General features: G+C 64.2%; 22 protein-coding genes and 2 tRNA genes. 14 read left to right on the top strand and 10 right to left on the bottom strand.

The features are described 5' to 3' along the window. The first annotated feature begins 26 nt into the window (after positions 1-26). A complete protein-coding gene (locus P0D87_RS21960) occupies positions 27-1,247 on the top strand; it encodes a CaiB/BaiF CoA transferase family protein (RefSeq protein ID WP_053858526.1) in 1,221 nt (406 codons plus the stop codon). Between the two features lie 169 nt (positions 1,248-1,416). Here the strand turns inward: P0D87_RS21960 and P0D87_RS21955 are convergent, their stop codons facing one another. Both P0D87_RS21955 and ggt read right to left on the bottom strand, forming a co-directional pair. Beyond that, a complete protein-coding gene (locus P0D87_RS21955) occupies positions 1,417-1,980 on the bottom strand; it encodes an RBBP9/YdeN family alpha/beta hydrolase (RefSeq protein ID WP_006052014.1) in 564 nt (187 codons plus the stop codon). Between the two features lie 92 nt (positions 1,981-2,072). Next, the gene (gene ggt / locus P0D87_RS21950; RefSeq protein WP_408637033.1) at positions 2,073-3,821 is read right to left on the bottom strand and encodes a gamma-glutamyltransferase; all 1,749 of its coding nucleotides are present in this window, start codon (positions 3,819-3,821) and stop codon (positions 2,073-2,075) included. A 571-nt stretch (positions 3,822-4,392) separates the two neighbouring features. On the opposite strand from ggt, the gene P0D87_RS21945 reads away from it, so the two are divergent. Next, positions 4,393-6,102 carry a glutamine--tRNA ligase/YqeY domain fusion protein gene (locus P0D87_RS21945; RefSeq protein ID WP_006052012.1) on the top strand — a complete coding sequence of 570 codons (1,710 nt, stop codon included), beginning with the start codon at positions 4,393-4,395 and terminating at the stop codon, positions 6,100-6,102. 122 nt (positions 6,103-6,224) lie between these two features. Here the strand turns inward: P0D87_RS21945 and P0D87_RS21940 are convergent, their stop codons facing one another. Together P0D87_RS21940 and P0D87_RS21935 are read right to left on the bottom strand one after the other, a co-directional pair. Continuing rightward, positions 6,225-6,674 carry an NUDIX hydrolase gene (locus tag P0D87_RS21940; protein WP_029967715.1) on the bottom strand — a complete coding sequence of 150 codons (450 nt, stop codon included), beginning with the start codon at positions 6,672-6,674 and terminating at the stop codon, positions 6,225-6,227. Between the two features lie 67 nt (positions 6,675-6,741). Next, on the bottom strand, positions 6,742-7,131 hold the full coding sequence (locus P0D87_RS21935; RefSeq protein WP_006052010.1) for a hypothetical protein: 390 nt from the start codon (positions 7,129-7,131) through the stop codon (positions 6,742-6,744). Between the two features lie 285 nt (positions 7,132-7,416). On the opposite strand from P0D87_RS21935, the gene P0D87_RS21930 reads away from it, so the two are divergent. Continuing rightward, positions 7,417-7,656, top strand: coding sequence for a hypothetical protein (locus tag P0D87_RS21930; protein WP_053858528.1), 240 nt, complete (start codon positions 7,417-7,419; stop codon positions 7,654-7,656). A gap of 85 nt (positions 7,657-7,741) precedes the next feature. Here P0D87_RS21930 and P0D87_RS21925 read toward each other — a convergent pair whose 3' ends face one another. Beyond that, complete coding sequence (locus P0D87_RS21925; RefSeq protein WP_114156319.1) at positions 7,742-9,172, bottom strand: cytochrome-c peroxidase; 1,431 nt, start codon at positions 9,170-9,172, stop codon at positions 7,742-7,744. Positions 9,173-9,385: 213 nt separating this feature from the next. Here P0D87_RS21925 and P0D87_RS21920 point away from each other — a divergent pair, with 213 nt between their 5' ends. Further along, complete coding sequence (locus P0D87_RS21920; RefSeq protein WP_053858529.1) at positions 9,386-10,963, top strand: acid phosphatase; 1,578 nt, start codon at positions 9,386-9,388, stop codon at positions 10,961-10,963. A 192-nt stretch (positions 10,964-11,155) separates the two neighbouring features. Here the strand turns inward: P0D87_RS21920 and P0D87_RS21915 are convergent. The 3 genes from P0D87_RS21915 to P0D87_RS21905 form a co-directional block, all read right to left on the bottom strand. Then, positions 11,156-11,232: transfer RNA gene (locus P0D87_RS21915), tRNA-Arg, on the bottom strand. 70 nt (positions 11,233-11,302) lie between these two features. Further along, on the bottom strand, positions 11,303-12,133 hold the full coding sequence (locus tag P0D87_RS21910) for an undecaprenyl-diphosphate phosphatase (protein WP_053858530.1): 831 nt from the start codon (positions 12,131-12,133) through the stop codon (positions 11,303-11,305). 308 nt (positions 12,134-12,441) lie between these two features. Continuing rightward, positions 12,442-12,567, bottom strand: a complete 126-nt coding sequence (locus P0D87_RS21905; protein WP_208716164.1) for a UDP pyrophosphate phosphatase — start codon at positions 12,565-12,567, stop codon at positions 12,442-12,444. 154 nt (positions 12,568-12,721) lie between these two features. On the opposite strand from P0D87_RS21905, the gene P0D87_RS21900 reads away from it, so the two are divergent. The 5 genes from P0D87_RS21900 to P0D87_RS21880 all read left to right on the top strand — a co-directional run bounded on the left by P0D87_RS21900 (position 12,722) and on the right by P0D87_RS21880 (position 17,614). Continuing rightward, the gene (locus P0D87_RS21900; RefSeq protein ID WP_053858531.1) at positions 12,722-13,630 is read left to right on the top strand and encodes an aldose epimerase family protein; all 909 of its coding nucleotides are present in this window, start codon (positions 12,722-12,724) and stop codon (positions 13,628-13,630) included. Positions 13,631-13,805: 175 nt separating this feature from the next. Beyond that, complete coding sequence (locus tag P0D87_RS21895) at positions 13,806-14,534, top strand: peptidoglycan DD-metalloendopeptidase family protein (protein ID WP_053858532.1); 729 nt, start codon at positions 13,806-13,808, stop codon at positions 14,532-14,534. A 108-nt stretch (positions 14,535-14,642) separates the two neighbouring features. Next, positions 14,643-14,969: a hypothetical protein gene (locus P0D87_RS21890; RefSeq protein WP_006052003.1), complete on the top strand. Its 327-nt coding sequence runs from the start codon at positions 14,643-14,645 to the stop codon at positions 14,967-14,969. A 978-nt stretch (positions 14,970-15,947) separates the two neighbouring features. After that, on the top strand, positions 15,948-16,256 hold the full coding sequence (locus P0D87_RS21885) for a DUF2288 domain-containing protein (RefSeq protein WP_053858533.1): 309 nt from the start codon (positions 15,948-15,950) through the stop codon (positions 16,254-16,256). Beyond that, the gene (locus tag P0D87_RS21880; RefSeq protein WP_053858534.1) at positions 16,253-17,614 is read left to right on the top strand and encodes an MATE family efflux transporter; all 1,362 of its coding nucleotides are present in this window, start codon (positions 16,253-16,255) and stop codon (positions 17,612-17,614) included. The genes P0D87_RS21885 and P0D87_RS21880 overlap by 4 nt, the downstream gene beginning before the upstream one ends. Positions 17,615-18,213: 599 nt before the next feature. On the opposite strand, the gene P0D87_RS21875 is transcribed toward P0D87_RS21880, so the two are convergent. Further along, positions 18,214-18,381: a hypothetical protein gene (locus tag P0D87_RS21875; RefSeq protein ID WP_165919785.1), complete on the bottom strand. Its 168-nt coding sequence runs from the start codon at positions 18,379-18,381 to the stop codon at positions 18,214-18,216. A 155-nt stretch (positions 18,382-18,536) separates the two neighbouring features. On the opposite strand from P0D87_RS21875, the gene P0D87_RS21870 reads away from it, so the two are divergent. The 5 genes from P0D87_RS21870 (at position 18,537) to P0D87_RS21850 (ending at position 21,194) form a co-directional block, all read left to right on the top strand. Further along, the gene (locus P0D87_RS21870) at positions 18,537-18,713 is read left to right on the top strand and encodes a hypothetical protein (RefSeq protein WP_006051998.1); all 177 of its coding nucleotides are present in this window, start codon (positions 18,537-18,539) and stop codon (positions 18,711-18,713) included. A gap of 358 nt (positions 18,714-19,071) precedes the next feature. Further along, positions 19,072-19,230 (top strand): DUF3309 family protein, encoded by a 159-nt coding sequence (locus P0D87_RS21865; RefSeq protein ID WP_006051997.1) that lies wholly within the window; start codon positions 19,072-19,074, stop codon positions 19,228-19,230. 73 nt (positions 19,231-19,303) lie between these two features. Continuing rightward, a tRNA-Pro gene (locus P0D87_RS21860) sits at positions 19,304-19,380 on the top strand. A 291-nt stretch (positions 19,381-19,671) separates the two neighbouring features. Beyond that, positions 19,672-20,130 carry a SixA phosphatase family protein gene (locus P0D87_RS21855; RefSeq protein WP_006051996.1) on the top strand — a complete coding sequence of 153 codons (459 nt, stop codon included), beginning with the start codon at positions 19,672-19,674 and terminating at the stop codon, positions 20,128-20,130. A gap of 251 nt (positions 20,131-20,381) precedes the next feature. Beyond that, positions 20,382-21,194: a GNAT family N-acetyltransferase gene (locus P0D87_RS21850; protein ID WP_006051995.1), complete on the top strand. Its 813-nt coding sequence runs from the start codon at positions 20,382-20,384 to the stop codon at positions 21,192-21,194. A gap of 101 nt (positions 21,195-21,295) precedes the next feature. Here P0D87_RS21850 and ppx read toward each other — a convergent pair whose 3' ends face one another. After that, entirely contained in the window at positions 21,296-22,921 is a 1,626-nt protein-coding gene (gene ppx, locus P0D87_RS21845) for an exopolyphosphatase (RefSeq protein ID WP_053858535.1), read from the bottom strand. Positions 22,922-22,961: the final 40 nt, after the last annotated feature.

The raw sequence follows: 22,961 nt of genomic DNA, 5'->3' as shown, positions 1-22,961 counted from the left end.
CAACTGGATTGGAGACATCGACAAACATGGGCGCTCTCAGTCATATCCGCGTGCTGGATCTCACCCGCGTGCTCGCCGGTCCCTGGTGCGCGCAGACGCTTGCCGATTTCGGCGCCGACGTGATCAAGATCGAACGGCCGGAAGTGGGCGACGACACGCGCCACTGGGGGCCGCCGTACCTGAAGACGCCCGACGGCGCGGACACACACGAGGCCGCGTACTACCTCGCCGCCAACCGCAACAAGCGCTCGGTGACCGTCGACATCGCATCGCCCGAAGGCCAGCGGATCATTCGCGAGCTGGCCGCGCAAAGCGACGTGGTGCTCGAGAACTACAAGGTCGGGCAGTTGAAGAAATACGGCCTCGATTACGCGTCGCTAAAAGAAGTGAAGCCCGATCTCATCTACTGTTCGGTGACGGGTTTCGGGCAAACTGGACCGTATGCGCAGCGCGCGGGCTACGACTTCATCGTGCAAGGCATCGGCGGATTCATGAGCATTACCGGCGAGCGCGACGGTCAGCCAGGCGGCGGCCCGCAAAAGGCGGGCGTGGCGATTGCCGACCTGATGACCGGCATGTATTCGACCATCGCGGTGCTCACCGCGCTGACGCACCGCGACCGCACGGGCGAAGGCCAATATATCGACATGGCGTTGCTCGACGTTCAGGTCGCGATGCTCGCCAACATGAATTCGAACTACCTCGCGAGCGGTCAGCCGCCGGTGCGCTGGGGCAATGCGCATCCGAACATCGTGCCGTACCAGACCTTCCAGACGAGCGATGGCTGGATCATCGTCGCGGTGGGCAACGACGGGCAGTTCCGCAAGTTCGTCGAAGTGGGCCGGCGTCCCGATCTTGCCGATGACGAGCGTTTCGCGACCAACCCCGCGCGCGTGCGCAACCGCGACGTGCTGGTGCCGATTCTCGCGGAGATGGTCCGCCTGCAGGGCAAGCAGCAATGGATCGCGGCGCTGGAGGCCGCGGGCGTGCCGTGCGGTCCGATCAACGATCTCGCCGAAGTGTTCGAGAACGAGCAGGTGGTGGCGCGCGGCATGCAGGTCGACTTGCCGCATCCGTCGGGCGGCACCGTCAAGCTGGTGCGCAATCCGATCAATATGACGGGCACGCCGCCGCAGGCGCTCACTCACCCGCCGACGCTCGGCGAACACACGGAGAGCGTGCTGCGCGAGGTGCTCGGTTACGACGACGCGCGAATCTCGGCGTTGCGGAGCCAGGCGGTGATTTGAAGCTTGCCGTCGACGGGCGGGCGCGATAGAGCGATGTAGTCGCGATTGCGGCGAGCGTCGTGTCGACGGTTCGGCGCGCGTGCTACGGAGAGCCGCGCGGACCAATGTCACGACGCATCTAGCGCGGCTGCCTCGCGTTCACGCTTATGGCGGCCATGCGCTTTCATGCTCACTTGCCGAGCGACGCCAGCCAGTCGCGCGCGTCCTGCCAGTCACCGAGTCCGCTGTCGGCATTGATGTGCCCGCGCGGGCCGACGTCGATCCAGCGGCTGCCCCAAGCTTTCGCGCAGGCTTGCGAGAACGGCACGCCGCCGTACGGGTCGTCCGTACTCGCGACGACGATGCTCGCGAACGGCAGGCGCTCGAGCGGTACGGGGGCAAAGCCGACGGCGTCCTGCGGAAAGTGCGCTTCGGCGGGATCGGGTACGGCGACCAGCAGCACACCGGCGACCTTGGCGAGCTGCGCGGCGCTCGCGTACTGCGACGCCCAGAACGCGACTGTCAGGCAGCCGAGGCTGTGGGCCGCGAAGACGATCGGCGCGTCGGCGGCTGGCACGGCTGCGACCGCGGCGTCGAGCGCGCGGCACCACGCGTCGCGCACGGGATGATCCCAGTCAGGCATCTGCACGCGAGTGAATGCCGGATCGAGCGCCTCCCAGCGAGTCTGCCAATGCCCGGCACCGGAGTTCTGGTAGCCGGGCAGGATGAGTGCGTTGAGTTTTCGTGCGTTCATGGTGTTCCCCGTCGTGTTGTTTTTGGCGATGCAATCGTGAATGCGGCCGAGCGCGCTTAACGTCGCGCTTAACGTCGCGCTTACCGTGGCATTTAACGTATCACGCGCCCCACTCCTATACCGCGCGGATCGGCAGCGGGCTCGGGCGTCGTGCCGTCGATGCAGATCATCTGCACGTCGCCGTTGAACGATTGTGCTTCGAGCGCGTAGCCCATCGCTTGCAACTGCTCGGCCAGTTCGCCGGTAATCGGCCGGTAGGGCTCGAAGTAGATCGTCTTTTGCGGCAGCAACTGGTGATGAAAGCGCATTGCCGCGAGCGCGTCGGCGGGCGTCATGTTGAAGTCGTACAGATCGGTCATCACCTGGAAAATCGAGGTCGGAATGCGCGAGCCGCCAGGCGTGCCGATCACGAGCGACACTTTGTTGTCCTTGAGGACGATGGTCGGTGTCATCGACGAAAGCGGGCGGCGGCCCGGCAATATCGTGTTGAGTTCGGCGCCGGACTGGCCCGCCGTGCCGGGCTTCGTCACGAAGTCGTCCATCGCGTCGTTCAACAGGAAGCCCGCGCCGTCGACCACCACGCCGGAGCCGAATTCGCCGTCGAGCGTCGTCGTGTTCGACACCGCGTTGCCCCATTTGTCGACGACCGAAAAGTGCGTCGTCTGCGCCTTTTCCGGCGGCGCTTCGCCAAGGCCCGGCTTGACGGGCGTCGCGCCCGGCACCTCGTCGGCTTTGACTTCGTCGGCGCGTTGGGCGAGGTAGGCGTCGTCGAGCAGCTTGTCGACCGGCGGTTTGTACGAGTCGGGGTCGCCCAGGTATTGCTGCCGGTCGGCGAACACGCGGTCCTCGATTTGCGCGATCAGATGAATGTACGGCGCGGAATTCACTTCGAGGCCGTCGAAAGCCTGCTTCAGATTGGCCTTCATCTTGAGCATCTGTATCAATCCGACGCCGCCCGAACCCGGCGGCGGCGCGGTGAGCACCTGATAGCCGTTCCAGTTCGCGGCGAGCGGCTGGCGCCAGACGGCCTTGTATTGAAGCAGATCGGCGCGGGTGACGAGGCCGTGGCCGTACATCTGCTGCGCGATCAGATCGGCGGTGCGCCCTTCGTAAAACTCGCGGCCGCCGTCGCTGGCAATGCGCGCGAGCGTTTGCGCGAGTTCCGGCTGTCGATACGTGGCGCCGGCCTTCAGGCTCGAGAAATAGGCATCGAAGTTGGTCTTGCCGGCAAAATTTTTCGCCGTGGCGTCGCGCCGCTGCTGAAGCCAGGGGTCGACCTGAAAGCCGTCGGTGGCATAACGGATTGCGGGCGCGAGCACCTGCTTCCACTTGAGCTTGCCGAAACGCTGCTGCGCCTGCCACATGCCGTCGACGGTGCCCGGCACCGCGACCGCACGATGACCGACGGCGCTCATGCCCGGCACCACGTTGCCCTTGTCGTCGAGATACATGTCGCGGGTCGCCTGTTGCGGCGCGCGCTCGCGGTAATCGAGGAAATACGGCTTGCCGTCGACGAAGAGCGTCATAAACCCGCCGCCGCCGAGATTGCCCGCGTCGGGGCGCGTGACGGCCAGCGTGAAGGCGATAGCTACCGCGGCATCGACCGCGTTGCCGCCCGCGGCGAAGATCTGCTGCGCGGCGTCGGCGCTGAAGCGGTCCGGCGTCGCAACGGCGGATGCATCGAAGACGGCTTTGGGCGGTGGCGTTTTTGCGAGCGCCGGAGTGGGCGCGAGTACGGCGGCGGTGAGCGTGGTGAGCGCGGCGAATAGCGCCGCGGCCGCGGCCCGCCGCCAGAAAAAGGTGAAAGGCGCGCGAGGCGCGCCGTGCGTCGGCATTGGCATCCGAGAAACTCCGGCATTGAGGACGAACTGAGGGCGCCATGTTGCACGAACAGCAACGGCCGGTGCAAGCCGGCGATAGCCGGCGCGGTTCGCGCGCGCCGGCGGCGGCGAGGGGCACATGCGCCGTGAGGCCGTGAGGCCGTGAGGCCGTGAGGCCGTGAGGCCGCGAAGCCGTGTGGCCGTGAAGCCGTAAGGCCGTGAGGCCGCGAAGCCGTAAGGCCGTGAGGCCGCGAAGCCGTGAGGCCCCGAGGCCGTAAGGCCGCGAAGCCGTGAAGCCGTCAAGCCGCGGGTCCGCGAGCCCAGCGGCCACAGCACCTCGCACGATCGGCCCCGTGTCAGCGAGCCGACGGCCGCGCACCCGCCCGCGAGACCTGCGCAAAAAACAAAAAAGCGCAGCATTCCCGCCGGCCTCAGCGCTTTCCCGCGCGCCCTAGAATCCCCACAACCGCACACGAACCGCGCTCAAACGTCGGCCACGGCCCGCACTCGCCTGCCGCATCGAGCCTCGTCAGGTAGAATTGTCGGATAAGTGAGCGCACCGCGCGCCCCCGACAGACTTTCACCATCTCGCATGAATACCGAACGCAACGACGCGCCAGCGGCATCCAATTTCATCCGCAACATCATTGACGACGACAACCGCACCGGCAAGTGGAGCCAGCGCGTCGAAACGCGCTTTCCGCCCGAGCCGAACGGCTATCTGCACATTGGTCACGCGAAGAGCATCTGCCTGAACTTCGGCGTCGCGCGCAGCTATGGCGGCGTGTGCCATCTGCGCTTTGACGACACCAATCCGGAAAAGGAAAGCGTCGAATACGTCGAGTCGATCATCGACGCCGTGCGCTGGCTCGGCTTCGAGTGGCAGAAAGACGGCAAGGAACACCTGTACTACGCGAGCGACTACTACGACAAGCTGTACGAATTCGCCGAGCTGCTGATCCAGCGCGGCAAGGCGTATGTGGACAGCCAGTCGGCGGAAGAAATGCGCGCGAACCGCGGCTCGGCCACCGAAGTCGGCACGCCGTCGCCGTTCCGCGAGCGTTCGGTGGAAGAAAACCTCGACCTGTTCCGCCGCATGAAGGCGGGCGAGTTCAAGGAAGGCGAGCACGTGCTGCGCGCGAAGATCGACATGTCGTCGCCGAACTTCAACATGCGCGACCCGGTGCTGTACCGCATTCGCTTCGCGCATCATTACCGCACCGGCGATACGTGGTGCGTGTACCCGATGTACGACTACACGCACTGCATCTCGGACGCGCTCGAAAACATCACGCATTCGCTGTGCACACTCGAATTCGAAGACCATCGTCCGTTGTACGACTGGATTCTGAACGAGCTCGCCGATGCCGGCATTTTCACGCGTCCGCTGCCGCAGCAAATCGAATTCTCGCGACTGAACCTCACGTACGCGATCACCAGCAAGCGCAAGCTGCTGCAACTCGTGAATGAAGGCCACGTCGACGGTTGGGACGACCCGCGCTTGCCGACCATCGTCGGCGTGCGCCGGCGCGGCTTCACGCCGGAGTCGATCCAGTTGTTCTGCGAGCGCATCGGCGTGACGAAGGTCGATTCGTGGATCGACATGAGCGTGTTCGAAGGCGCGCTGCGCGACGATCTCGACGAGAAGGCGCCGCGCATCGCGGCGGTGCTCGACCCGCTGAAGCTGATCATCGACAACTTCCCGGTTGGCCTCACCGAGCCCTGCAGCGCGCCGGTGCATCCGCATCATCCGGAACAAGGCGTGCGCGAGTTTCCGATTTCGCGTGAGCTGTGGATCGAGCGCGACGACTTCACCGAGACGCCGCCGAAGGGCTATTTCCGCCTGTTCCCCGGCAACAAGGTGCGTCTGCGCTACGGTTATGTGATCGAGTGCACGAGCGCGGAGAAGGACGAGAACGGCAACATCGTCGCGGTGCATTGCAACTACTTCCCCGACAGCAAGTCGGGCACCGAAGGCGCGAACAACTATAAGGTCAAGGGCAACATTCACTGGGTCAGCGCGGCAGCCGCGTGCCCGGCCGAAGTGCGCATCTACGACCGTCTGTTCAAGGAGCCGCAGCCGGACGCCGGCGGCCGCGATTTCCTCGAAGCGCTGAACCCGGATTCGAAGCGCGTGGTCAACGCGTACCTCGAGCCGGGCGCGCACGGTACGTTGCCGGAGCAGCGCTATCAGTTCGAGCGGCACGGCTACTTCGTCGCGGACCGCGTCGATTCGAAACCGGGCAAGCCGGTGTTCAACCGGATCGTGAGCTTGCGCGATAGTTGGGGCAAGCCGGCCTGAGGTGTTATGGCCTGAGAGCGCGCTAGTCGCGCATCTGGTGGTCGATCAAGGCGTGCATCGGTTTCATCCGATGCACGCCTTTTGTTTTTTGCATCTGTCGGCGCTCGCCGCTACAGCGCCCGCTACAGCGACCGATGCAACTCCGTCAGCGAAAGCGTTGTGTGAAAGAGCCGCGCGAGGCTGCGGCTCGCGTACTTGTCCACTTCGTCGGGTGCGGTCCAGCGATACGCGTCCATCTCCGGAATCAGCGTGCCGTCCGAGCGGCGCGGAAACAGCGACGTGCAGGTGCATGAACTCAGATCGAGTTCGTCCGCGGTCGCGCGCGCCGCAAACAGATGCAGATCCTTGTCGCGCCGATAGACAAAAAGGCCCAGGTCTTTCAGACGCTCGGGCTCAATGGCGATTCCCGTCTCCTCGACCATCTCACGCAGCGCGGTGATGTGCGGCGCCTCGCCTTCCTCGCCGTGACCTTTGGGAATGTCCCAGTGCGATGTTTCGGTGGCGTGCGCGAGCAGCACGCGCCCCTCTGGATCGAGCAGGACGATGCCGCACGAGACGACCCGCGGACTCATCGCCGCGCGCGCCGCGCCCGGCTTGCGGCTTGCCCGCGCGTGTGGTCGATCAGCACTGCCTGCATGCTCAATGCTTTTTCTGCAATTGCCAGGTGCCGCTGCCCTGTTTGCAGAATTGCGGGTGCAGGTTCATCGACTGCCCCTTCGCGTTCAGAACGATGCCGAGGTCGCGACAGGTGCGCGCGCCTTCCTTGGACGTCTTCACGACCTGAATGGTCGCGTCGATCTTCACGCTGTTGCGCGTGCCTTCGTTGACCCAGGTGGTGGTTTCACCGTCCTGCTTTTGATCGAGCGTGGTAAAGACGGCCTGCCTCACTGAGTCGACGTCGCGCTGCTTCATGTAGCTGATCGGCGTGTCGTTCAGGAAGCCCAGATTCGCTGCCTGGGCGCCAATCGCCGCGCCAAGCAGCAGACCGGCGGCGGTCAGTTGACGGAAAGCACGGGTTCGCATCGACATGAAGGGTTCTCCTCGGAAACGTTTCGGGCGGTCATGAGCGCAGCTTGTACGGCTTGTGAAGCTTATGCGGCTCTTGATCTGGACCCCAAAAGCATAGCATGTCCGTTTCCAACAGCCTGGCGTCGCGTCGCCTCATAGGCCGCCATGAGTCCGTCGGCAGCGACAGTTGGCCGCAAGCACGCAAAGGTCGGCATTTTTAGGATAGCTCCCATATCGCCGCGTAACCTGCATTCCTATGATTGGCCGTATTGCGTCTTCACGCTGAACGACTTCAAACGCCCCATCATGGAACTCTCCGTTGCCCTCGAAACCTTCGCTGTCTCACTCGCGCTGCTTTGCCTTGCGCTCGTGCCCGTCGCGATTCGCCGCGACCCCGGTCTCGCGCGCCCTATCGTCCGCATCGACGGACTTCGCCGGCCGCGCTGGCCCAACCTCGTGACGCGCGCCGGCATCGCGTGTCTGCTCGTCTCTTTTGCGATGCTGCTGTCGGCCTGCTACGTCATACTCGCCGACGCACGCGTCTAAATCCGGCGCGCTGCTGGCGCCAATCAATTCAAGCGGGCCACCCGCTCGCACGCAAGTAGCACTTCCATCCCGCAAGCCCGTCGCTTTAATTCCCCGCCTTGTACCCGTCGGTGAGCGTATTCAGAAACGCCACCACGTGCTTGATTTCCGCGTCGTCGAGCGCGGGTTTGTCGCCCGGCTTCCGATCGAACGGCGGCTCCGTGTTCAGATTCGCCCAATAGCGCCGCGGCAAATCGTCGAACTTCTGAACCTTGCCTTTGACAACCGGATAAAACTTCTCCGGGTTCGTGTCGCGCTCGGCATAGAAGTGCAGCACGTCTTCGAGCGAGTGATAGATGCCGTTGTGAAAGAAGCTTTTTTTCAACGCGACGTTGCGCAACGTCGGCGTGCGGAAGATGCCGCAGAACTCCGAGCGTCCCTTCAGATCGGTACGCTCCGGGCCGCACGCGCCGAGATCGTAAAAGCGCGAATCGCGATTCACCGGCAGCGCGCGATTGCGCGGCACGCCGATCGCGATCAGGCCGAAGTCGCTGAACTGCGGCGGCGCGCCGTCCATCGTGCGCTGACTGATGTGGCAGCTCGCGCAGTTGCCCTTCTTCTCGTCGTTGAAAAGTTGCAGGCCGTGCAGCTCGGCTTGCGTGAGCTGCGCGTTGCCCGCCAGGTACGCGTCGTACTTGCTGCTGTACGGATAGAACAGTTCGGGCGTCTGCTCGAAGGTCTCGAGCGCTTGCAGCACCGCCTTGAAGGTCGCGTCGTCGTTATCCAAAACGTCTTTGCCGAACGCGTCGCGGAAATCGCCGGCGTACGGCGCGGCCTTGACCGCCGCGGTGACTTGCGCCGGCGAACTGCCCATTTCAAACGACGACAACAGCGGAATTCGCGCCTGGTCGCCGCCGCGATCCACGCGGCCGTCCCACGTCAGTCCGCCGGTCGGGCCCGCGTCGACGCTTTCGTCGCCTTCGTCGTCGGACTCGTGATAGTGCTCGGCGAACGCGGGCACCGATTGCAAGTATTTGAGCGTCGGCGCCGCGCGCATGCCGACGCGATGCATGTCGCTGCCGCCCAGTTGCACGGACAGCGCGTTGGCAGGCGAGAACGCGTGGTCGGGACTGTGGCACGACGCGCACGCGAGCTTGCCCGAGCCGGATAGCGACGGATCGAAGAACAGTTGCTTGCCAAGCGCGCTCATCTTGCGCACCGATTCGTAGACTTGCGCGCGCGTTTGGCCGCCGGCCGGCGCGGCTTCGTGTGCGGCCACTTTCACTGGCTGCGCAGCGGAGGCGGCGGCCGACGCCGACGCCAAACCCGACTGCGCGTTCGCGCCCGAATCGCACCCTGCAAGCCCCGCGCTTACCACCACGGCTGCCAATGCAACCGTCGACGCCAATCCAGACCCAAGCCCGCGAGCAACCGCCACCGCGCGCTCAGCGTGGACCGCATCGGCATCCGCTTGCACGCCGCCCCGCGCCGTCACGCGCCCTACCGTCTTCCTGATCCCCGACAAACCGAGCCGCATATGAATGATGTGAATGTGCGCTATCGAAGTCCGCGAGGGTATTTCATCTGTATGTCGTCGAAATGACATCCAGCCGACGGCCATCGCCGATTCAAAGCGATCCGTAATGAATACATCTTTCTGTCAAATTGCGTTGCCACACTTTTGCGCGCGGTCATCGGGTTAAGGAATGCCCGAGGCCCGTCCCCAACGCGAGAGAGAGAATCCAGATAAATGAACAAGAAACTGATCTGCGCGACGCCGTTGGCGATCGCCGCAGCGTTAAGCCTGTATGCGTGCGGCGGCAACGAGGTCACGCAACCCGACATCGCTTCGATCAAGACGGTCGTGGTGATTTACGCGGAAAACCGCAGCTTCGACAATCTGTATGGCAACTTCCCGGGCGCGAACGGTTTGCAGAACGTCAGCGCGACCGCTGCGAAGCAGTTGGACCGCGACGGCTCGACGCTCGCGACGCTGCCGCAAGTCTGGAACGGTCTCACGCAAACGGGCGTGACACCGGTCGTCACGCAAGCGATGACCGCCAACTTGCCGAACAGTCCGTTCGCGATCGACGACCCCAACGGTTTCAACACGCCGATCACGAAGACGACGCGCGATCTGTATCACCGCTTCTATGAAAACCAGATGCAGATTGACGGCGGCAAGAACGACAAGTTCGCCGCATGGGCCGATTCGGGCGGCCTGGTGATGGGCCACTACACGCTCGACGCCGACAAGCTACCGCTGTGGAAAATCGCCCAGCAATACACGCTGGCCGACAACTTCTTCATGGGCGCATTCGGCGGCTCGTTCCTGAATCACCAGTGGCTCGTGTGCGCGTGCACGCCGGTCTATCCGAACGCGGACAAGAGCCCGGCGGCCAGCTCGATTTCGGCAGTCGAAAGCGACGGCGTGACGCTCAAGCTCGCATCGAACTCGCCGGCTTCGTCGCTCAACGGCCCGCCGAAGTTCGTGCTGTCGGGCAACCTCACGCCCGACTTCTTCGCGATCAACACGATGCAGCCGCCGTATCAGCCGAGCGGCAACAAGGCGGCCTCGGGCGGCGACGCGAATCTCGCCGACCCAGGCGCGGCCACGACGTTGCCAGCGCAGACGCAGCAGCACATCGGCGATCTGCTGAACAACGCGAAGGTGTCGTGGGCGTGGTACGGCGGCGCGTGGGGCGCGGCGTTGTCGGCGGCGCAGAACGGCACGTCGAATGTGATTTACGGCGCGAATCTGACGGCGCCGAACTTCCAGCCGCATCACCAGCCGTTCAACTACTTCGCCGATCTCGCGCCGGGCAGCGCAAACCGCGCGCAGCATCTGCTCGACGGCGGCCTCGGCGGCTCGGAGTTCATCAAGGCGATCGACAGCGGCACGCTGCCGCAAGTCACGTTCTACAAACCGCAGGGCAACCTGAACGAGCACCCTGGCTACACCGACGTCGCGTCGGGCGACCAGCATATCGCCGATGTCATCTCGCATCTGCAAAAGAGCCCGCAGTGGAACAACATGCTGGTCGTCGTGACCTACGACGAAAACGGCGGCTTCTGGGATCACGTCGCGCCGCCGAAGGCCGACCGCTGGGGTCCGGGCACGCGTATTCCGGCGCTCATCATCTCGCCGTTCGCGAAGAAGGGTTTCGTCGATCACACGCAATACGACACGACGTCGATCCTGCGCTTCATCACGCATCGCTTCTCGCTGCCGACGCTGCCGGGCATCGCGGCCCGCGACGCCGCGCTCGTCGCCAACGGCGGCAAGCCGATGGGCGACCTGACCGCCGCGCTGAACATCAGGCAGTGAAAGTGAACGCGCGAAACATGCGGAACACGCGATAGCGAGCCACAACGGTAAGCAACAGCCCGCCTGCGCGGTGCGGCTTTCGACGGGCAGCTTCGGCTGCCCTTTTTTATTGGCGCAAGGGTTGACGAAAACGCGGGCGAAAAAAAATCCCATCGCCGGATAGTCGGTAGATGGGATTCTTCATGCAGACGATGGCGCGGCGGGCGAGGATCGAACTCACAACCTCAGGTTTAGAAGACCTGTGCTCTATCCAATTGAGCTACCGCCGCACACGACTGGGCCCGGATTATAACCGATCGCCCCGCGCCCGCCAGAACGCGGCGGGCATCCTTAACATTATCAGACCGGCTGCGGATGCAATGCGAACCAGCCGAGGAACACGATGCCCGCGATCACGCAGTACACGCCGAACGAAGCAAGGCGTCCGCGGCCTTCGAAATAGCGCATCAGGAAACGCACGCTGAGATACGCGGCGATAGCGGTCAGCACGCCGCCGAGCAGTGCATCCGCAAGCTGGCCCGGCGCATGGAAGAGCTTCGGCAGTTCGAGCAGCCCGGCCGCGAAAATGATCGGCGTGCCGAGCAGGAACGAGAACTCTGCGGCCTTCTCGGCGGTGAGACCCGCCGCGTTGCCGGCGATCATCGTGAGACCGCTGCGCGAGAAGCCGGGAATCAGCGCGCCGATCTGCGCGAGGCCGACAAAAAACGCCTGGCGGAAGGTCATCTTCTCCGGCGCCTGATGCGCGCGCGAACGCTGCAGGCGGTCGCCCACCCACAACAGCACGCCGTTGACGATCAGCGCGATGGCGACGATGCGCAGGTCGTGAAAGATGCGCTCGAGCCGCTTTTCCAGCAGCAGGCCGACGAGTCCCGCCGGAATCGTGCCGATGATGAGCGCCCACATCATGTGCGCGTCGTCGTTGCGGCGTCCGCCGAATGACGCGAAAAAGCCGCGCACCAGCGCGCACCAGCGCTCGCGGAAATACCACAGCAGCGCGAACGCCGTGCCGAGATGCAGCGCGACGAGAAACGGCAGCAACTGTGGCGCGTGCTTATCGATATGCATGCCGAACAATGCGGGAATGAGCAGCGTATGCCCGAGACTGCTCACGGGGAAGAGTTCGGTCACGCCTTGCAGCACGCTCAGGAAGATCAGAAACGACAGATTCACGCGGCAGTCCTTGTAAGGAAGATGTCGGGGACAGCGCGCCGCACAATGAATCAGCCGGCGCGTCAAAAAGCGCACCGATTATGCCTGGGTGGCAAGTCAGCGCCAAGCGCCTCGGCCACATTCGGGGAAATTTTGACGCGCTGCGTCACAACTCGATACAGTTGTCAGCCAAACGCAAACGAAAAGGGCCGCCGACCAGCAGCAGCCCTTTCAATCGTCTGACGGCGAGACGTGCGATCAGCGCGCCTGGAAGCGCGCGAAGCTTACGGATCGCAAGCCGCGCGTCGCGCAGCGAGCGGACGCCCGGATCAGCGCTCGAGCTTGTAGAAGAAGTAGACGGTACTTGCGGTGAACATGCCGAAGAGCGCGACACCCATTGCCATTGCGAGATCCATGACGCCTCCTGAGCGATCTCGCCCGGCGGTAGAAGTCACCGGGCAGTGAGACGGATTATCGGCAACAACCGCCAACTCGCGACACTCGCAATTTCCCGAGAAGGGTTTCCCCGTAGGCCAAAGCAGAGCAAAATCGTCGTCTCGGCCGGCGGGGCTTGCGCCGGCTCAACACTTACTGATCACGCCATCGACCATGCCTCTTTCTCCGCAGCAGGACATTCTCGAAATCGCCCAGGACGCCTCCGTGCTCCGTTTCGCGCCGCAAGCCGGCGGCCGTCTGCTTTCGTGGCTCATCGACGGCGAGGAGGTGATTCATTGGCCGGAACACGCCGACTGGAGCCAGCCGGCGCGCATCCGCGGCGGTAATCCGCTGCTGTTTCCGTTTCTCGGACGTCATCGCGTGGACGGCAAGATCGGTTATTGGCGCGACGCACAGGGCACGGTGCGCGAGTTGGCCATGCACGGCTTCGCGCGCGACCTGCCGTTCGACGCCCACGCCGACGTGCACGGCGCCGGCCTGCGCCTCGTGCTGACCGATAGCGAGGCGACGCGCGGCGGCTATCCGTTTGGCTTTCGCTTCGAAGCCGCGTACACGCTGATCGACGCGGAAACGCTCGACGTCACGCTCACCACCACCAATACCGGCGATGCCCCGTTGCCCTACTACGCCGGCCATCACTTTTACTTCACGCTGCCGCACACGCAGCGCAGCGAGACGTCGCTGGAATTGCCGCCCACCGAGCGGCGTTTCCAGCAGGCCGACGGTTCGATCAGCGCCGCCGAGCCGGGCGAAGCGCGCTACACGCTCGACGAAGCGCGCATTCACGACCGCTTCCATTGCCTGACCGGCGAGCCGAAGCAACCGGTGCGGCTGATCGCGCCGGGCCTCGGCCGCGTCATCACGATCGATCTCCAACGACCGAACTCCGTGCCCTGGTATGCGGTGACGACCTGGACGGAAGCGCCGGAGTCGGACTTCTATTGCGTCGAGCCGTGGCTCGGCTTGCCCGATGCGATTCACAACGGCATGGGCCTGCGCTGGCTCGAGCCGGGCAAAACCGAAGCGGCTGCTTTGCGCATCCATGTAGGCAAACTGGGCTGAGCGCGGCGGAGTTTGTGGCCTGAGCGGGACGGAGCATGCGTCGTTAGAAGGTGGGCGACGTCATCCTTCCTGGCCGCTTTTCCGATGCTGCAACGCAAAACCGTTAGAATCGGACGCTTTGTATCCACCTGCCGCGTGATCGGGATCGGCGCGCGGCAGCGCTTTGCGAGGTCCAATGCCTGAAACAACAAGAATGATCAAACGACTCGCGTGCGTGTCGTTGGTGGCGCTCATCGCCGCGTGCGGGTCTGCGCCGGTGGGTCCGGGTTTTTATCGCGTCGAACGGGGCGACACGCTGTCGAAGATCGCGCGCAGTCACCGGCAATCGGTGCAAAGCATCACGCGCTGGAACAACCTGACGAACCCCGACAGCATCGAAGTCGGACAAGTGCTGCGTGTCGAGCCGCCCAACGGTGTGGCCTCGACGAGCGGCGCCGTGCGCAGCAACGGCAACGGCAACGGCAATGGCAGCGCGAGTGCGTCCGCCGCGCCGCGTCCCGCGCCGGGCGACAATGCGCCGTCGTCCGCGCCGTCGTCGTCGATTTCGCTCATCTGGCCGACGAGCGGCAGCGTCATTCGCGGCTTCGACGGCTCGAGTTCGAAGGGCATCGACATTGCCGCGCCGGCGGGCACACCCGTCGTCGCCGCGGCGGCCGGCACCGTCGTCTATGCCGGCAACGGACTGCGCGGCTACGGCAATCTGCTGATTCTCAAGCACAACGCCGAGTATCTGACCGCCTACGCGCACAATCGCGCGCTGCTCGTGAAGGAAGGCGAAACCGTCACGCAAGGCCAGAAGATCGCCGAGATCGGCGACACCGATACCAACCGCGTGATGCTGCATTTCGAGCTGCGTTATCAGGGCCGCTCGATCGACCCGTCGCGCGCGCTGCCGCCGCGCTAGGCGCGCCGCGGCGTCGGTCGCGCGGGGAACCCTGCGTGCTATAAACGCTCAATCCGGCAGACGTGGCCACCCGTCACGTCTGCCACGTCATCTGTAAGGAAATCCGTAATGAAGAGCGCATTGGCGTCCGTGGCGACGGCCGCGGCGATCGGTGTCGGCGTGCTGACACTGGGCAGCCTGGCCGGCTGTTCCACGACCACCACCATGACCTACTTGCCGAGCGGCGACACCGGCTTCGCGATCAACTGCAGCGGCAGCGACGCGAGCACGAGCTGGGCCGAATGCTATAAACGCGCGGGCGAAGTCTGCGGCAATTACGGCTACGACGTCGTTTCGAAAGATGTGGATAACGGCGCCACCTCGGGCGGCACCGTGGGCGGCATTTTCGGCGCGAACGTGAAGAACCGGTCGATGGTCGTCCGCTGCAAGCAATAAGCCGCGCTGGCCGCGCCGCCCGATTGCGGTGAATCCAGCCGACGGCGCAGCCAGCGCCCTGAACCCGGTTCGATGTGCGCGGCGAAGGCCAGCAAAGCCGCGAATGCAATCGGCCACAGCGCGACGAAAATGATTACCCCGTTCATAATCGACGAAAGGAAAGGTAAGTTTAATGATCCGCGCGACGTATGTCGTCGCGGTGACCGCGGTTAAAAAGCAGGCAAAAAAAAGCCCGGCGCGAGGCCGGGCTAACGGGGGTTCGGCGCATATCGGCAAAGGACCGGTTCACCATGCGCCAGAACGAAATTTAACAACCGGCTTTTACAAGCGCAATATATTAATTATCCGAACAGTGTGATGCGACGCACGGATTCCGCATTATGTGAACGCAAGACTCGGTGAATAAAAGGCGTGCACGGGGCTCTTATCTGCTGATCAACGGGCTCTTTAATTCATAAGCCAATTTGCCTAATGCGCCCGAGACCCGCATGGAGCAATGCTCGTGCCGGGCCCCGCGTATTGGGCTGAGGAAAGTTTTACAGCGATGTTGAGCGGACACGCCGGACGTGATCTCATCGGGCAGTGCCGCGAAAATCGCTTAGTGCGCCACCGCACCATTTCTATTAACTAGCGTGATTGACCGCGCCTGTGCCGACCGAATATCCTCCAGAGAAGTTCGCAATTGGCGAAATGTCCCAACTTTAAATAGACAGACAGAACCGGCTGATTAAAATCGTCTGCTCATAATTAATAATCAGATGTTAATCGTTCGAACGTCGCGGCACAAGTCGGCCGAAAGTCATAATCCGTTCGCGCGGCAATGGTTTTTATGAGCCGCTCGCGCCGTTGAACCGCGCGACATGAAGGTTCAGAATCGAATCACTGCCCAACGGCCCGGCGCCGCGGAACGCTGCGCGCCGCGCAGGCTGCCCGCGCCGATGGTTTATAGTATCGACCCCCGCCAGAACCCCGCTTACGATGACTCCCAACGACGCGACCCACAGCCCTCTGTACACCAAACTGCTCGCCGAAACCGCGAAAATCGGCTGGCCGGAGCTGGAACGCTTTTTTGCGCGCGGCATGCTGCTGCGCGTCGCGAGCGACCTCGATCTGGTGAGCGTGGCCGAAGCCATCGCCAGCGACGACACCGCGCAGGTCACGCAATGGCTGTCGTCCGGACTGGTCGAGCGTGTGCAAGCGGAAACCGCCGCCGACTTCGCCGCGCGCAATCCTGACCTGTGGGCCGTGGTCGTGTCGCCGTGGGTGTGCGTGCAGGAACGCCATTGAGCGAAGCCGCGCAGCCGGTGCCCGCGCCCGCGTCCGCGCCGCCGGTGCGCTGGCACCGCCGCGTGCTCGCGCTTGCGTTTCCGATCGTCCTCGCGAATCTGACGCAGCCGATTCTCGGCGCCGTCGATACCGCCGTCGCCGGACACCTGGACGGCGCGTCGTATCTGGGCGGCGTCGCGCTCGGCGGGCTCTTTTTCAACTTCGTGTTCTGGGGTTTCGGCTTTCTGCGCATGGGCACGACGGGCCTCGTCGCGCAGTCGCACGGCGCCCGCGACGATGCGGGGCTACGCGATAACGTGGTGCGCGCGCTGTTGCTCGCCGCCGTGATCGGCGCAGCGGTGCTCGCGCTGCAAGCGCCGCTGATCGATTACGCGCTGCGCGCGCTCGGCGGCAGCGAAGCGGTGCAGCGCAACGCGCGGCTTTACTGCCATGCGCGCATCTGGGCGGCGCCGCTCGCGCTCGGCAACTACGTGGTGCTCGGCTGGCTGCTGGGGACGCAGCGCGTGCGGCTCGCGTTGCTGTCGCAGGTATTCATCAACGGTGTGAACATTGTCGCCGTCTTCGTGTACGTGCATGCGTTCGATTGGGGCGTAGCCGGAATCGGCGCGGCCACCGCCACCGCGGACGCGCTCGGCTTCGTGCTCGGCGCGGCGCTGCTGTGGCACGGCAGGCCGCGCGGTCTGCCTGCGCTGAACCGCCAAGCGCTCTTCGACGCCGCGGCGCTGCGGCGGCTCGTCGTGCTCAATCGCGACATCTTCGTGCGCACGCTGTGTTTGCTGCTGTCGTTCGGATGGTTTGCGCATCTCGGCGCGCGGCAAGGCGACGCGACGCTCGCCGCCAATGCGCTGCTGCTGAATTTTCAGACCTTCATGGCTTATGCGCTCGATGGTTTCGCGCACGCGGCCGAGGCGCTCGTCGGTGCGGCGATCGGCGCGCGCGACCGGCATGCGTTCGTGCAGGCGGTCAAGGTGACGGCGCTGTGGTCGGCGCTCGGCGCGTGCGGCTTCGCGCTGGTGTATGCGGGCGCGGGTTCGTGGATCGTCGAAGGTCTCACCGATCAGGCCAGCGTGCGCGCCACGGCCGAGCTGTATCTGCCGTGGGCGGCGCTTTCGCCGGTGGTGTCGGTGGCGGGTTATGTGCTCGACGGCGTGTTTATCGGCGCGACGCGGACGCGCGAACTGATGACGTCGATGATCGTGTCGTTCGCGGTTTTCGTCGGCGCGTCGTGGCCGCTGCTCGCGCTGTACGGCAACCACGGACTGTGGGCCGCGATGCTCGTCTTCATGGCCGCGCGCGGTGTGACGCTCGGGCGGTATTTGCCGGGGCTGGTGCGTGGGGTCGGGGGGGCGGGGGCGTAGGGGCGTTTTCTCTGGCGATTGGGCGTTGCGTTCCGCCGTCGCCCGCGGTTGGGGTTTGGAAGCGCTGGTCGTTCCTCGGGGGCGTGTCGTGCTAATGCGAGCGTGTAGCGGGGTTACGTTGCTTCGTCGCTACTTCCTCGTTGCCCCGCCGTTGCTTCGTCATTGCCTCGCCCACAAAAGTGCGGATACGCTCTGCGCTGCGGTTGCATCGCCGCTGTATCGGGGCTGCATCGTCGTTGCCTCGTCGTTGCCTCGTCGTTGCCTCGTCGTTGCCTCGTCGTTGCCTCGTCGTTGCCTCGTCGTTGCCTCGTCGTTGCCTCGTTGTTGCCTCGTTGTTGCCTCGTTGTTGCCTCGTTGTTGCCTCGTTGTTGCCTCGTTGTTGCCTCGTTGTTGCCTCCCCATTGGCCGGCCCTCGCTTCGCCGCCTTCCCCGTTACGCCTTGAAACAAGCGCACACATATCCCGCAGGGACGCGGCTCTAGAATGCCTGCAGCCCTCGCATTCCGCGCAAACAGTGTGCGTGGGTCAGAAGCGCCGGTGTGCCCGCATCGACGCTTCGCTTTATCGCAGACGCAAACTCAACGAACACTCAACTCAGGCTCAGCGCGCGACGGGCGCGGGCACCATCGCGGGCGGGTGGGTATCGGTGGGCACGCCGTGATAATCGGCGGGGTCCTTCGGCGGGCCGGCGCGATGCGCGGACGGTCCATCCGCACAGCCGGCGACGCCGGCGGCGAGCAGCAATGCAATCATCGAAACGCGGAACATAGACGCTGATCTCTCTAACGAAAAGGTGTGCACGACGGGAGCGCGGAAGTCTACCCGCAACGCGCATTCCATGACGCCGCGCGCGCAGCCGGCTCTGCCATTTCGCGATGCTTGACCTACTATAAAGTCACAGCCGAACGTGAAAGGAGACTGCCATGGACGCTGAATCGATCGCCGGTCTGGTCGGACTCGGAGTAGGCCTCGCGGTGCTGCTGGCACTGTCCATCTTCGAATCGAGAACCTATCGACGCGAACATGGCGAAGGCATGCTGCATCACTGGATAAGTCATCAGCATCCGCATATGCCGCATTGGATGCGTCGCCGGCATTGAAACCGCGGCTGGCGCCGTTCATTTGCAGATGAGCCCGCGCTCGCGGGACGGTGTCGTTTTGTTCGCGTGATTTTGTTTCTTGAAGGCATTCGCTAGAGCTGGCGTCTGATCCGCTTCTGGTCGTCGAGTGATCTCGTCCGCGTGGCCGCGCGCGCCAAGCGGCGCTCTTGCTCGTCGCTCTACCGTCGCCCCTCGTCGCCCCTCGCCCCCTCCTCGACAACTCCTTGGGCACGCGCGTTGCTGATTCGCAGGCTGCAAGGAGCGCGTGCGTTGCGCGTCGCCTGTCGCGACAAGCAATGTGCGCCGGATCAACCAGACTGCGGCCCAGCACCCTTTCGGGCCGAGAGGGAGAACTCAAATGACGATCGGAACCATCCTGCTCATCGTGCTTATCCTGCTGCTGATCGGTGCGCTGCCGACCTGGCCGTATAGCAGCGGTTGGGGCTACCGCCCGACCGGCGTGCTCGGCGTCGTGCTGATCATCGTCATCGTGTTGCTGGTGCTCGGGCGCATATGACGCGGCTAACTTTGCTCCGACGCAATTCGCGATTGACTCTGGCACCTAAAGCCACGTAGAATCTCGGATTCGTCGGAGCGTAGCGCAGCCTGGTAGCGCATCTGATTTGGGATCAGAGGGTCGAAGGTTCGAATCCTTTCGCTCCGACCACGAAATTGGCATCAAGCATTAAGCGCATCACAGAACCCGCGTAGCCTTCGGCTTCGCGGGTTTTTGCTTTTGGGCGTCCGCCGCCGGCGGCATTCAGGACCGCGATCTGCTAGTAAGACATTCGAACGCTCGACGCGAGCAACGAGACGAGACGAGGTGACAAGGCAAGCCGCCTCACCCGCCTTGCAACCCGCCGCACCCGCATGCGACAGTGGACACGGACAGAGCACACCGCCAAACTCGCCCCTCCGCGCCCCCTCGCCGCACTCAGACTCGAGAAAAGGAGCCCGCATGAATCTGATTCTCTGGCGTCACGCCGAAGCCGAAGACTACGCCTCCACGGATCTCGCCCGCGCGCTCACCACGCGTGGCCGCAAGCAGGCGCAAAACGTCGCGAAGTGGCTGCGCACGCGCCTGCCCGACGACGCCGTGATCCTCGCGAGTCCCGCCGTGCGCACCATCCAGACCGCGGAGACGCTGAGCGACCAGTACCGCGTCGTGCGCGAACTCGCGCCGAATGCCAGTGCGCTCGATGTGCTGACCGCCGCCGGCTGGCCGAAAGGCATCGCCGAAACGGTGGTGATCGTCGGTCATCAGCCGACGCTCGGCCACGTCGCCGCGAGACTGCTCGCGAGCAGCGACGCAAGCTGGCCAATCAAGAAAGCCGGCCTATGGTGGATCGCGAGCCGGGAGCGCCACGGCGACGATCAGGCGGTGCTGCACGCGGCCATCACGCCCGAGCTGGTCTGAACCAGTTCACAGGCCGCGCGCAAACCGCGGCCGCAAACCGCAAGCCGCAAAGACCGCAGCGGCAGCACCGCAGCACATAAAACAAGCGCGCATGCGCCTCAAGGAGCGCCTCACAAACCGCCTCCCCGCACGATTCCTCCACTGCCCCTTACAGGCAGTCATCCAATCGTCACAGCTTTGCCATGCGAGCGTCACCACGCGTTACTACATTGGCGAAAAAAGACTCATCCTTTTTTCGACCAGGACGCCCAATGCGAGAACTGCCGACGCCCACCCTGCCCCTCGCTTCGATCTTCGAGTCCCGCCGCCTGCCCCGCGCTGAAGAGACGGTCACCGCGCAGCATCGGCTGCGAGTCACGTGGGCTCGCACCGACGAAGAACTCCGCGAGGCGCAGCGTCTGCGTTACCGTGTGTTCGCCGATGAAATGGGCGCACGCCTTTCCGGTCCCGCCGGTCTCGACGTGGATTCGTTCGATCCGTATTGCGATCACCTGCTGGTGCGCGATCTCGACACGCTCAAGGTGGTCGGCACGTATCGCGCATTGCCGCCGCACCAGGCGGCGCGCATCGGGCGTCTGTATGCGGAAAGCGAGTTCGACGTCTCGCGTCTCACGCACCTGCGCGCGAAGATGGTCGAAGTAGGCCGCTCGTGCGTGCATCCCGACTATCGCAGCGGCTCGGTGATCATGTCGCTGTGGGCGGGCCTCGCGGCTTACATGCAGCACAACGGCTACGAGACGATGCTCGGCTGCGCGAGCGTCGCGATGGTCGACGGCGGCCACTACGCCGCGAACCTGTATTGCTCGCTGCGCGACAGCGCGCTGACCGCGCCCGAATATCGCGCGTTTCCCCACACGCCGTTGCCCGTCGACGAACTGCAAACCGGCGCCAACGTGGCGCCGCCGCCGCTCGTCAAAGGCTATCTGCGTCTCGGCGCGAAAATTTGCGGTGCGCCGGCATGGGACCCCGACTTCAACACGGCCGATTTCCTGACGCTGTTCCGCCTGTCCGACATCAATGCGCGTTACGCGCGGCACTTCCTCGGCGATGCCATGCCGCGCTGAGCGCACAACCTCCGCATGGACAGAAAAGCCCGGTAAAAACCGGGCTTTTCTTCATCTTCTAGCTGCTTTGCCAAAGGCTGGCAAAACGAAAAGCAGATGCGTCACTCGTCCGTATAAACCACTCGATACGGAATCCCAACCTTTTCCCACTCCGCGGCTTCCTGGATCAGGCTGTAGTCGGTCAACGGATTATTAGCGACCCACTCATTCGGTAAACGCACTTCATAACCGCCGTTGGCCTGCGCGACCGAGATGCCAGGCAGACCCACATCCGCACGCCGGCGGCACAGCAGCGCCGCGAGCCGCAAGCAGAACAGCAGCGGCCACTCGACCTCGCGCGTTTGCGACAGCTTGCCGAGCTTGCCCGCGTGACCGAGCACGAGCGCCGCGAGCCGCGCCTGGTCGGTGCGCGAAAAGCCGGGCATGTCCGCGTTGCTCGCGATGTACGCCGAATGCTTGTGATACGCGCTGTGCGAGATCGACAAGCCGATCTCATGCAGCGCCGCCGCCCAGCCGAGGAACATGCGATTCTCGACGCGACGTTCTTCGTCCGGTTCGTCGAACTGATCGTAGAAGCGCACGGCAAGCTCGCCGATGCGCCCCGCCTGCGCGCGATCCACGCCATAGCGGCGCATGAAGCCTTCGACGGTGACCGTGCGCATGTCTTCGTGCTGCGAACGGCCGAGCAGGTCGTAGAGCACGCCCAGACGCAATGCGCCGTCCGTCGTATCGACGTAATCGACGCCCAGTTCGTCGAACACCGCGATCATGATCGACAGACCGCCGGCCAGCACCGGAATGCGGTCGCCCTTCAGCGCGACGAGCTTCAGCCGGTTGACGTTCTCCGCCTTGATCAGCGCGCGCTTCAGGCGCTCCAGGCCGCCGCGCGAAATGCCGTGCGTGACACCTGCATCGTTGAAGCCGTTTGCCTCGACCAGTTCGGCGAGCGCGCGCGCGGTGCCCGACGAACCAATGGCCTGCTCCCAACCGGTCTTCTTGTATTCGGACGAAATGATCTGGATTTCCCGGCCCGCGGCGAGTTCGGCCTGACGCATCGTGTATTCGTCGACGTTGCCTGCCGGGAAAAACGTGCGGCTATGGCTCACGCAGCCGATATACAGGCTCTCCATCTTGATCGGCGTGTAATGCGAACCGATGATGAACTCCGTCGAGCCGCCGCCGATATCCACCACGAGCCGCTTGCCCGCACTCGCCGGCACGGAGTGCGCAGCGCCGGCGTAAATGAGCCGCGCTTCCTCGCGGCCCGCGATCACTTCGATCGGGAAGCCGAGCGCCGCTTGCGCCTCGCCGAGGAATTCGCCGGCATTCTTCGCGATGCGCAGCGTGTTGGTTGCGACGGCGCGCACGTGATCGGGATGAAAGTCGCGCAGCCGCTCGCCGAAGCGTTTCAGCGCGTCCCAGCCGCGCACCTGCGACGCGCGGTCGAGCATTTTGTCGCGCGACAATCCGGCGGCGAGCCGCACCGGCTCGCGCAACGCATCGACCTGATAGATCTGGCTGCCGGCGTCGGTTTCCTCGACGCGGCCGACGATCAGCCGGAAGCTATTCGAACCGAGATCGACGGCGGCAAGGAGTTGTGGGGTATTGACCATCGGGTATGCGGACTCCATGCGCGCGAGCGCGGCAGCGGTGGATGTGAGCAAGGCGGAACCTCCGCCCGAGGCTCCGGGCGCCTTGCGACCGGCCGCGCTGTTCAAAGACGCCATTCTAAGCGTACCGGAGCTCACGATGTCCACCTCGCGAAAA

The sequence above is a fragment of the Paraburkholderia sp. RL17-368-BIF-A genome, from assembly GCF_046054045.1.
Classification (GTDB): domain Bacteria; phylum Pseudomonadota; class Gammaproteobacteria; order Burkholderiales; family Burkholderiaceae; genus Paraburkholderia; species Paraburkholderia graminis.
This window is presented reverse-complemented; position numbering and strand designations above follow the sequence as displayed.

Coding starts and splice junctions, on each gene's coding strand:
- P0D87_RS21870 (WP_006051998.1), top strand. CDS start 18,537: ATGGACGCTGAATCGATCGCCGGTCTGGTCGGACTCGGAGTAGGCCTC.
- P0D87_RS21890 (WP_006052003.1), top strand. CDS start 14,643: ATGAAGAGCGCATTGGCGTCCGTGGCGACGGCCGCGGCGATCGGTGTC.
- P0D87_RS21850 (WP_006051995.1), top strand. CDS start 20,382: ATGCGAGAACTGCCGACGCCCACCCTGCCCCTCGCTTCGATCTTCGAG.
- P0D87_RS21875 (WP_165919785.1), bottom strand. CDS start 18,381: ATGTTCCGCGTTTCGATGATTGCATTGCTGCTCGCCGCCGGCGTCGCC.
- P0D87_RS21855 (WP_006051996.1), top strand. CDS start 19,672: ATGAATCTGATTCTCTGGCGTCACGCCGAAGCCGAAGACTACGCCTCC.
- P0D87_RS21935 (WP_006052010.1), bottom strand. CDS start 7,131: ATGTCGATGCGAACCCGTGCTTTCCGTCAACTGACCGCCGCCGGTCTG.
- P0D87_RS21940 (WP_029967715.1), bottom strand. CDS start 6,674: ATGAGTCCGCGGGTCGTCTCGTGCGGCATCGTCCTGCTCGATCCAGAG.
- ggt (WP_408637033.1), bottom strand. CDS start 3,821: ATGCCAATGCCGACGCACGGCGCGCCTCGCGCGCCTTTCACCTTTTTC.
- P0D87_RS21955 (WP_006052014.1), bottom strand. CDS start 1,980: ATGAACGCACGAAAACTCAACGCACTCATCCTGCCCGGCTACCAGAAC.
- P0D87_RS21895 (WP_053858532.1), top strand. CDS start 13,806: ATGCCTGAAACAACAAGAATGATCAAACGACTCGCGTGCGTGTCGTTG.
- P0D87_RS21925 (WP_114156319.1), bottom strand. CDS start 9,172: ATGCGGCTCGGTTTGTCGGGGATCAGGAAGACGGTAGGGCGCGTGACG.
- P0D87_RS21930 (WP_053858528.1), top strand. CDS start 7,417: ATGGAACTCTCCGTTGCCCTCGAAACCTTCGCTGTCTCACTCGCGCTG.
- P0D87_RS21900 (WP_053858531.1), top strand. CDS start 12,722: ATGCCTCTTTCTCCGCAGCAGGACATTCTCGAAATCGCCCAGGACGCC.
- P0D87_RS21885 (WP_053858533.1), top strand. CDS start 15,948: ATGACTCCCAACGACGCGACCCACAGCCCTCTGTACACCAAACTGCTC.
- P0D87_RS21920 (WP_053858529.1), top strand. CDS start 9,386: ATGAACAAGAAACTGATCTGCGCGACGCCGTTGGCGATCGCCGCAGCG.
- P0D87_RS21865 (WP_006051997.1), top strand. CDS start 19,072: ATGACGATCGGAACCATCCTGCTCATCGTGCTTATCCTGCTGCTGATC.
- P0D87_RS21960 (WP_053858526.1), top strand. CDS start 27: ATGGGCGCTCTCAGTCATATCCGCGTGCTGGATCTCACCCGCGTGCTC.
- P0D87_RS21945 (WP_006052012.1), top strand. CDS start 4,393: ATGAATACCGAACGCAACGACGCGCCAGCGGCATCCAATTTCATCCGC.
- ppx (WP_053858535.1), bottom strand. CDS start 22,921: ATGGCGTCTTTGAACAGCGCGGCCGGTCGCAAGGCGCCCGGAGCCTCG.